This window comes from Paenibacillus sp. Aloe-11 (assembly GCF_000245715.1).
Classification (GTDB): Bacteria; Bacillota; Bacilli; order Paenibacillales; family Paenibacillaceae; genus Paenibacillus; species Paenibacillus kribbensis.
This window is the reverse complement of record NZ_JH601056.1, coordinates 261,083-270,314: the sequence shown is the minus strand read 5'-3', so window position 1 is coordinate 270,314 and position 9,232 is coordinate 261,083. Positions and strand designations below refer to the sequence as shown.

Below are 9,232 nucleotides of genomic sequence, written 5' to 3'. Positions count from 1 at the left end.
AACCGGCTGGAAAAGGCAGTACAGGAACTGATCGGTACGAAAACGCCATTTCAATTTGACGATGTGACGGATATGGGTAAAACCTGGATTGTCGAGGGCGAGCTGGAGGACGGAACAGCTACGTTCCAAACGGAATATAATAAGGAAAAGAACAGAGTGGATTCTACCACCGTACGGTATAAAATAAGCAGCATGGGTAAGGCTCTGGAAGCGCCACTTAAGGCTAAAGTGCTGAACAGTGCCAAAGCGTTTGATCCCAAGCGCTCCATGCAATTTGAGGCTTTCTGGCGGGTTAAATCTCCTTACCAGTCCAACAAGCCTTCGAATTACTGGGTATTTTGGGGGGCAGGAGAAAAGGCGTCCTCATTGTACGTTGATGTGGATCGAGGCAACAGTATAACCATTAATGCAGACTATCCACTGAAGCAAGTGGACCCTGTGTTGCTGAGCCGTGCAACGAACACTTTTAAGCGTGTTAGTGGTCAGCAGATCACCGTACAGCATGCTTCACGCTTCAAGGACGAGGCAAAGGGGCTTTCTTATTGGTCGTTCGAGGACGCAAACGAGTCGAGTGAGGTCAAAATCGGCGCGGCGACCGGCAAAGTGCTGGCTGTATCCACCTATGGGGTAGACTGGAATGATGATACAGATTTCAAAAAATCATTTGCCAATCCCAAATATACCGCCTCAGAAGCTTTGAAACTGGTCAAGCCCAAGGTTCAGCTCTTGTTTAATATCAACTTGTCCGGCTATGAAGTGGAGATTCAAGGGAATCAGTATACATTTTCCAAAAAGCAAAAGGAAACGACTTCTATTGTGGCTAAGGTGAATAAAAAAGGAGCTTTTTACGCGTTCTTCCTTCATGCTGCAGATGGGAAAATGCAATAATTATAGTATAAAATAACAATAATAAGCCAAACCGCTTCACTCCTGGTGACATCATTTTGGGGAGTGAGGCGGCTTTTTTTGTTTTTTGGCTTATGTTTGCAGTCGCTTTTATGTTACATTAATATGAAAATAAACAGCGGGGTGGAGCGGAGGACATGAAACCGGATTTGCGTACTGTGCTGAATCGTGAACTTATTGTCGGAGACGGCGCAATGGGGACCTATTTGTACCAGTTGGGATTTCCAGTAAATACTTCTTACGAAGAGTTGAATATGACTTCACCTGACGTTATAGCAGATGTGCATAGTCAATATTTAAATGCAGGAGCACGATTGCTGGAGACCAATACATTCTCTGCAAATGATTATAAGCTGGCCCGGTTTGGGCTGGAATCCAGGGTGGAAGAGATCAATCGTGCTGGAGTAAGAATTGCCAGAGCAGCGGCCGGACCTGAGCATTATGTAGTGGGTGCGGTAGGCTCCATATGCGGGGGGAAACGGCTTAACATATCCAAGCTGGAGCTGGCCCGAAACTATGACCAGCAGATTGATGCCCTCCTCTCCGAAGGAGTAGACGGCATTTTGTGCGAAACGTTTTATTCACTGGATGAAATGCGTATTGCGCTTCACGGTGTACGTAAATACAGTGACATTCCAGTCATCTGTCAGTTTGCGGTCGATCAGGTTGGTCGCACACAGGATGGTTTTTTAGTAGCAGAAGCTTTTTCGGTATTGCGTGATGAGGGAGCGGACATTCTTGGATTTAACTGTCATTCCGGTCCACAGGGGATTATGAGTGTCATGGAACAGCTGAAAGGCCCCTTGTCGGTACCGCTGTCCGTATATCCTAATGCAGGTCTCGCAGATTATGTGGACGGTCACTATGTATATGGTGCAACACCTGAATATTTTGGAGAATGTGCCGCGTCCTTTGTGGATCTGGGAACGAGGCTGATCGGTGGCTGCTGCGGAACTACGCCAGACCATATTGCGGCGATTTCCAAAGCTTTGAGCGGCTTGCAGCCGCCTCCGCTGGCTCCAAGAGAAGTATTGCTGAAAGAGTCAATTCACGTGGCTGAGCCGGAGCCAACTGTGGATGGACGGGAGCGTGGAAATGGCAGATATGCCAGTAAACCCAACATTGTAGAGACGGTTAAGGAGCGGCATACGGTCATTGTGGAGCTTGATCCTCCACGCGATCTGGATATAACACGGTTTATGCAAGGTGCACATGCGTTGAAGAAAGCCGGGGCCGACGCGCTTACGCTGGCCGACAATTCACTTGCCGTTACTCGGATGAGCAACATGGCGCTTGGACATTTGGTCAGCATTGAAACAGGTTTGCGCCCATTAATTCATATTGCTTGCCGTGACCGCAATTTGATTGGTACTCAGTCTCACATGATGGGTTTTGACGCGCTGGGCATTGACCATGTATTGGCGGTTACTGGAGATCCGGCAAGGTTCGGTGATTTGCCAGGTGCCAGCTCTGTGTATGATATGACTTCTTTTGAAATTATACGTATGATCAAGCAATTGAACGATGGTGTTGCATTTTCCGGTAAGCCACTAAAGCAGAAAGCTAATTTTGTGGTAGGTGCCGCATTTAATCCGAATGTCAAGCATTTGGGTAAAGCTGTGCAGCGGCTGGAAAAGAAAATTGCCTCCGGCGCTGATTATATTATGACCCAGCCCGTCTACGATCGTGAGCTCATCGCAGCTATCGCGGAAGAGACACGGCATTTGGAGGTCCCGATTTTTATCGGTATTATGCCGCTGGCTAGCGGGCGAAATGCAGAATACTTGCACAATGAAGTACCCGGCATTCAATTGTCGGATGAGGTGCGTGCTCGTATGTCTGGTCTGGAGGGTCCGGAAGGACGAGCGATGGGTGTATCCATTGCCAAAGAGCTGCTTGATACGGCGATGGAGCATTTTAATGGAATCTATTTGATGACTCCATTCATGTTCTATGAAATGACGGCTGAGCTGACTTCTTATGTATGGCAAAAATCCGGCCGCGTGCAGGCCCCCTTGTTTCGACTATAATAATCAATTACAATAGTAAAATGGATGTGATGCCGATGTCATTGAGTATGACCGGATACGGTCAAGCCATCTTTCATTATGAAGGCTATAAAGTGCGCTTGGAATTGAAATCGGTAAATCACCGCTATTGCGAAGTGATGATGAGGATTCCGCGCGAATGGACACGTTTTGAGGATGGCTTGAGAAGAACGGTTCAGCAGCAGATCAAACGAGGTCGTGTCGACGTCTTCATCCACAGGGAACGTGATGAAGAACAAATACCCGTCGCACGGTTGAATGACACTGTGGTGCAGGCATACCTGCATGCAGCGGAGCAGCTGGCGGATCGTTATGGCGTGAAAGGAACATTAGGTATAAGCGACATTCTTGCTTTGCCTGACGTCTTGGGTGAGCCTGGAGAGGCTTGCAATGAAGACGGAGAGGGCTGGGAAGAGCAGCTACAGCGAGCCTTACATGAAGCTTTGCAGGGTTTGCTGGAGATGAGAAGGCGAGAAGGCGGGCATTTGGCGCAAGATGTGGAATCACGTATTTCGCATCTGGAATCCCTGCATCATGAAATGACGGTGCTGGCTCCTCATGTTGTGAGCGACTACCGTAACAGGCTAAAAAACAGACTTAAAGAACTTCAGGACGGTTCATTTACGCTTGATGAGCATAAGTTCGGAATGGAGATTGCTTTATTCGCGGATCGCAGCAATATTGATGAGGAGCTTACCCGGCTTCAAAGTCACTTTGGGCAATGCAAGGGGTTGCTGTTGTCGGACGAGCCGGCCGGTCGCAAGCTAGATTTTTTAATCCAGGAAATGAACAGGGAAGTTAACACGATCGGCTCCAAGGCTAATCATCTCACATTGGTTAATTTGGTCGTCGAGATGAAGGCAGAGCTTGAAAAAATTCGTGAGCAGGCTGCGAATATTGAGTAGCTACCTGGTAGCGGCACGGCTGCAATAGTCACATGTATAGGGGGAAAGACCTGAATATGGCAATCAAATTGATCAATATTGGCTTCGGCAATATCGTGTCGGCCAACCGAATTATCTCCATCGTCAGTCCGGAGTCTGCTCCGATCAAGCGGATTATACAGGAAGCAAGGGACCGTCATATGTTAATTGATGCTACCTATGGTCGCCGGACACGGGCTGTTATTATTACGGACAGTGATCATGTAATTCTGTCCGCGGTGCAGCCGGAGACGGTCGCTCATCGCCTATCCACCAAAGATGATGATAATGACGAATAAAAATGGAGTGTACTATGGCTAAGGGATTATTATTTGTAATATCCGGACCTTCGGGTGTTGGTAAAGGAACGGTAGGCAATGCGTTGCGTGAGAAGCTGCCGGAAATAACCTACTCGGTTTCTGCTACGACTCGAGCACCTCGTGCGGGCGAACAGGATGGAGTAAACTATTTTTTTAAAACACGTGAAGAGTTCTTAGGTATGATTGAACGGGATGAGATGCTGGAGTATGCTGAGTATGTGGGCAATTTTTACGGTACTCCACGTGATTTTGTAGATCAGACGCTTGCGCAGGGCAAAGATATATTTCTGGAAATTGAGGTTCAGGGAGCGCTAAAGGTCAAAGAAAAGTTTCCTGAAGGCATCTTTATTTTCCTGCTCCCGCCTTCGCTAGATGAATTAAAGGACAGAATTCGGGGACGAGGTACAGAGACTCAGGACACCATTGACCACCGCATGTCGGTAGCTGTGGATGAAATGAACCTGTTGCGTCATTATGATTATGCGGTTGTGAATGATGAGATTGATTTCGCTTGTAAACGAATAGAATCCATTATTATCGCCGAACATTGTAAGGTTCATCCATAAATCAGGACTTTACATATGCCAAGCGTATTTAAAGTGAAATAATGCTGTATAAGCTGGGCTTGAAGGTGTACACTTGAGTTCAGCTTATACAGTTCCAAAACTACATGAAGAGGTGTCTATTCGTGCTGTATCCTTCCATTGATGAAATGATGAAAAAGGTTGATAGTAAATATTCGCTGGTTGTAGCGGCTTCACGCCGGGCTAGACAGTTGCGTGAGGGTGAGAAGACGTCTCTGAAGAGCCCTAAATCACACAAACAGGTTGGAGTAGCGTTGGAAGAGATCTACGCAGATCATCTTCTGCTTGAAAGCGGCGAAGAATAAGAACTGTAGACAATCATTATAACCAGGCGCAATGCCAATTCCTTTGACAACCGCAAGGTTGTTATTTTTTTCGGTCAGGGGGAGTTAACGATGTTGAAGGGGAAAGTCATTATTCTTGGTATTACCGGCGGAATTGCCGCTTATAAAGCGGCTACGCTGTGCAGTAAGTTGACGCAAAAGGGAGCCGACGTTCATGTGATTATGACAGCTTCCGCCAAGGAGTTTATTACCGAACTTACGTTGCAGTCGCTCTCTCGTAATCCGGTATATAGTGATACGTTTGATGAAAGAGAACCGTCCGTCGTATCCCATATCCATCTGGCAGATGCGGCCGATTTGGTGCTGGTTGCTCCTGCAACCGCGAATATCATCGGGAAAATGGCGCATGGACTTGCTGATGATATGCTGTCTACTACGCTGCTGGCTACGACAGCCCCCATTATGGTGGCACCTGCGATGAACGTGCATATGTATACCCATCCGGCAGTCATGCAAAACATGGAGACGCTCGTATCACGCGGCGTGATGATGATTGAGCCCGGTGAAGGATTGCTGGCTTGTGGTTATGTTGGCAAAGGGCGCTTGGAAGAGCCGGAAACGATCGTGCAAACCATAGAACGCTTTTTTGAACAGCAAGGTCAGGATGGTAAAGGCCAAAGCAAGTCTGAGCCACGTTGGTTTGGTGGAGAAGCTACGGAAAGTCAAGCGCCCGAGTCGCTTGTGAACGAGGATGACAATGAGAATGAAATGTTGCTTTCAGGCAGAAAAGTCATTGTGACTGCTGGCGGCACAATCGAGAGAATTGATCCGGTGCGTTACATCACGAACGATTCCTCCGGCAAGATGGGCTTTGCCATTGCAAAAGTAGCTCAGGAGATGGGTGCAGAGGTGCATTTGATCGCTGCAAATACCAGCGCGGAGCCGCCTTCAGGGATTTCGCTTGAAAGAGTTCAGTCCGCTGAAGACATGTATGCTGCTGTGTTAAGACAATGGGAAGCGTGTGATATGGTCGTGATGGCTGCTGCGGTAGCAGATTATCGGCCACGTGAGGTGGCACAGACCAAGATCAAGAAAAAAGATAATGCCATTACACTGGAATTAGTGAAGAACGTCGATATTCTTGAATCACTTGGACATAGCAAAAAACATCAATTCTTAGTTGGCTTTGCGGCAGAAACCGAAAATATGGAGACGTATGCGATAGATAAGCTGGAACGTAAAAATTGTGATTTGATTGCGGCAAATGATGTAACTGTGGAAGGCACCGGCTTTGGCGCCGATGATAATGCGGTACAAATTTATGACCGTGGCGGAATGGTAGAGCGCATTCCTGTACAGTCAAAGGAAGAAGTCGCGCGTAAATTGCTAACGATAGCTGCGGGACGCATGGGTGGGGTGTTGCATTAATGGAGACAGGCAATTTAGTTGCCAAGGTCATTGTCGATGTGCCAGCCAAGGATACGGACCGTACCTTCGATTATCTAATACCGGATTCAATGAGGCCTTGGATTGAGCCGGGTAGCCGGGTAGCTGTGCCGTTCGGCAAACGAACGGTGCAGGCTTTTGTCATTTCGGTAGTTCCTGCTGAGGAGCCGCCTAAATACCGGATGAGAGCGATTCAGGAGTTGCTGGATTTGGTGCCGCCATTATCTCCTGATCTTGTGGAGCTGGGCAAATGGATGAGTGAACGCTATGCCTGCAATCAAATTATGGCCTTGCAAGTGATGATTCCTACCGCATTAAAGGGTAAAGCGGAACGTTACATTTCCATCGCTGAACAGCATGCGTTTGCAAATGCCTCGCCTGTTCATGCTATCCAGGACCCAGATGATTTACAGCGTACCATGCAATCAGATCAAGGCGAAGAGCTCGAATGGGCTCTTCTCACCGATGATGGTATGAGCGACCCGACGGAGCGTCGGATTGTCAGTTTTATTCAGGAGAAGGAGCAAGTCCCTTTGCAGCAGCTCAGTCGCCGTTTTCCCGAGGAGGCGGAGGTCATTAAAGCGCTGTTGCGGCGGGGAGTGCTCCAGGAAAGTCAGGTTATCAAAGACAAACTCAGCAAAAAGACCATGAAAGCTGTTGACCTGGCTATGAGTATAGACAAGGCCTCAGCGGCATTGGAGAAATTTTCTGCCAAAGCGCAGCGTCAGCGGGAGGTACTTGCTTTTTTGCTGGAACGTAGCGAGTTTCTGCCTCTGCCGCTGAAGGAAGTCCTGACCTCACTGAGTGTATCGGCTGCAACGGTCAAGGCGTTGGAAGATAAGGGTTATGTGATCACGGAGGATGTGGAAGTGTTCCGCGATCCGTACCGGGGCAGGCGCTTTAAGCCTACAGAGCCGCTGCCCCTCACATCAGAGCAGCAGTCGGTGTATGAGCGAATTGTTCGCCAGTTGGACATGCGTGAGCAAGGCGCTTATTTATTGCATGGAGTCACAGGAAGTGGTAAGACGGAGGTCTATTTGCAGACGATTCAGCGCTGTATCAGTCAGAATCGCCAAGCGATTGTACTGGTACCCGAAATATCGTTAACACCACAAATGGTAGAGCGTTTCAAGGGGCGGTTCGGCGATCAGGTGGCAGTGATGCACAGCAGGCTGTCCGGCGGGGAACGTTACGATGAGTGGCGCAAGATACGCGAAGGTCGTGTGAAGGTGGCGATTGGCGCCCGCTCGGCAGTATTTGCGCCTTTTCGTGAGCTAGGACTCATTATTATGGACGAGGAGCACGAAACGTCCTACAAGCAGGAAGAGACCCCCAAATATCATGCGCGGGATGTAGCTATTCGCAGAGCCCATCAGCATGGAGCCGTCGTTATCCTGGGGTCAGCTACACCGTCGCTGGAAAGTTACTTCGCCGCCCGCTCACAAAGCAATGACGAGTTTGCGCCGCTGCTGCTTGAAATGCCAACCCGCGCACTCGGGAACACGTTGCCTGAAGTACATATCATGGATATGCGCGAGGAACTGCGGGCTGGCAACCGCTCCATGTTCAGCCGCGCGCTGCATCAAGGAATCGCAGAACGGTTGGAGCGTAAGGAGCAGACGGTATTGCTGTTGAATCGGCGCGGGCATTCCACGTTCGTTATGTGCCGCAGCTGCGGCTATGTGGCGGGCTGTCCGCATTGCGATATTTCGCTTACGTATCACCAGCGTTCGAACAATTTGCGTTGCCATTACTGTGGTTATTCCGAGCCTGTCCCGCAGATTTGTCCGGAATGCGGCAGTGAGCACATTCGCTACTTCGGTACAGGAACTCAGCGGGTGGAAGAAGAGCTGGCAAAGCTGTTTCCCGGTATACGTGTTGTCCGAATGGATGTGGATACAACATCAGAAAAAAATGCCCATGAAAAGCTGCTTAAGCAGTTTCGTGATAAAAAAGCAGATGTGCTGCTCGGTACCCAGATGGTAGCCAAAGGACTGGATTTTCCTGATGTGACGCTGGTTGGAGTTATTACTGCGGACTCGGCTCTTAATTTACCGGATTTTCGGGCTGCAGAAAAGACATTCCAGCTGTTAACACAGGTAGCCGGACGTGCCGGAAGGCATCAATTGCCAGGTGAGGTATTCGTACAATCTTATACACCAGAGCATTATTCGGTGATTCACGCAAGTCGCCACGACTATGCTTCTTTTGTCAGGGAAGAATTGAAGCATCGCCGCAATTTGCACTATCCGCCGTATTGTCGTCTTATTTTGGTAACCTTTTCTCATGAACAGCTTCCGGTACTGGTCCGGCTGGCTGAAAACTATTCAGCTACCCTGCAGGGGCGGGCGAGACAACGGGGCTGGTTCGGGAATATGGATCGGCTGACATCGGATGTACTTGACATATTGGGACCCGTAGCTTCACCGATCTCGAGAATCAAGAATAGATACCGATTTCAATGTATGATAAAATGGCGTGGAAATATCGATGCGATTGGTCTGGCTCAGCAGGTAGCTGATGAAATGGCGGAATCCGCACAGGCCCAAAAGCTGCTGATTAGTCTGGATGTCGATCCGCAAATGCTAATGTAGAGCGTCTGCGCAAAACTTATTGGCACAGTTAATGCGGACAAGCGGTCCGTACATAGGATAATGTAGCAGTCGCGTTTGTGATGAATACAATTAATAAGTCTAAATGAAGGATAAAGAGGAAGGTGTT

The 9,232-nt window shown here is 48.7% G+C and carries 8 protein-coding genes; all 8 read left to right on the top strand.

Going from position 1 to position 9,232, the window contains the following annotated elements; translation table 11 throughout:
• On the top strand, window positions 1-888 hold an 888-nt coding region (locus tag WG8_RS14770), incomplete at its 5' end, for a hypothetical protein (RefSeq protein WP_007431008.1).
• A gap of 155 nt (window positions 889-1,043) precedes the next feature.
• Window positions 1,044-2,936 (top strand): bifunctional homocysteine S-methyltransferase/methylenetetrahydrofolate reductase, encoded by a 1,893-nt coding sequence (locus WG8_RS14765; protein WP_007431007.1) that lies wholly within the window; start codon window positions 1,044-1,046, stop codon window positions 2,934-2,936.
• Between the two features lie 35 nt (window positions 2,937-2,971).
• Window positions 2,972-3,859, top strand: a complete 888-nt coding sequence (locus WG8_RS14760) for a YicC/YloC family endoribonuclease (RefSeq protein ID WP_007431006.1) — start codon at window positions 2,972-2,974, stop codon at window positions 3,857-3,859.
• Window positions 3,860-3,915: 56 nt separating this feature from the next.
• A complete protein-coding gene (gene remA, locus WG8_RS14755; protein WP_005548256.1) occupies window positions 3,916-4,176 on the top strand; it encodes an extracellular matrix/biofilm regulator RemA in 261 nt (86 codons plus the stop codon).
• A gap of 14 nt (window positions 4,177-4,190) precedes the next feature.
• Window positions 4,191-4,763 carry a guanylate kinase gene (gene gmk / locus WG8_RS14750; RefSeq protein ID WP_007431005.1) on the top strand — a complete coding sequence of 191 codons (573 nt, stop codon included), beginning with the start codon at window positions 4,191-4,193 and terminating at the stop codon, window positions 4,761-4,763.
• A gap of 122 nt (window positions 4,764-4,885) precedes the next feature.
• Window positions 4,886-5,086: a DNA-directed RNA polymerase subunit omega gene (rpoZ, locus tag WG8_RS14745; RefSeq protein WP_007431004.1), complete on the top strand. Its 201-nt coding sequence runs from the start codon at window positions 4,886-4,888 to the stop codon at window positions 5,084-5,086.
• Between the two features lie 90 nt (window positions 5,087-5,176).
• On the top strand, window positions 5,177-6,493 hold the full coding sequence (gene coaBC, locus WG8_RS14740; protein ID WP_007431003.1) for a bifunctional phosphopantothenoylcysteine decarboxylase/phosphopantothenate--cysteine ligase CoaBC: 1,317 nt from the start codon (window positions 5,177-5,179) through the stop codon (window positions 6,491-6,493).
• A complete protein-coding gene (priA, locus tag WG8_RS14735; protein WP_007431002.1) occupies window positions 6,493-9,105 on the top strand; it encodes a primosomal protein N' in 2,613 nt (870 codons plus the stop codon). Before coaBC ends, priA begins: the two co-directional genes overlap by 1 nt.
• Window positions 9,106-9,232: the final 127 nt, after the last annotated feature.

Bases quoted from the DNA above. Each gene is read 5' to 3' on its own strand.
- gmk (WP_007431005.1), top strand. From the start codon at position 4,191: ATGGCTAAGGGATTATTATTTGTAATATCCGGACCTTCGGGTGTTGGT.
- priA (WP_007431002.1), top strand. From the start codon at position 6,493: ATGGAGACAGGCAATTTAGTTGCCAAGGTCATTGTCGATGTGCCAGCC.
- WG8_RS14765 (WP_007431007.1), top strand. From the start codon at position 1,044: ATGAAACCGGATTTGCGTACTGTGCTGAATCGTGAACTTATTGTCGGA.
- coaBC (WP_007431003.1), top strand. From the start codon at position 5,177: ATGTTGAAGGGGAAAGTCATTATTCTTGGTATTACCGGCGGAATTGCC.
- remA (WP_005548256.1), top strand. From the start codon at position 3,916: ATGGCAATCAAATTGATCAATATTGGCTTCGGCAATATCGTGTCGGCC.
- WG8_RS14760 (WP_007431006.1), top strand. From the start codon at position 2,972: ATGTCATTGAGTATGACCGGATACGGTCAAGCCATCTTTCATTATGAA.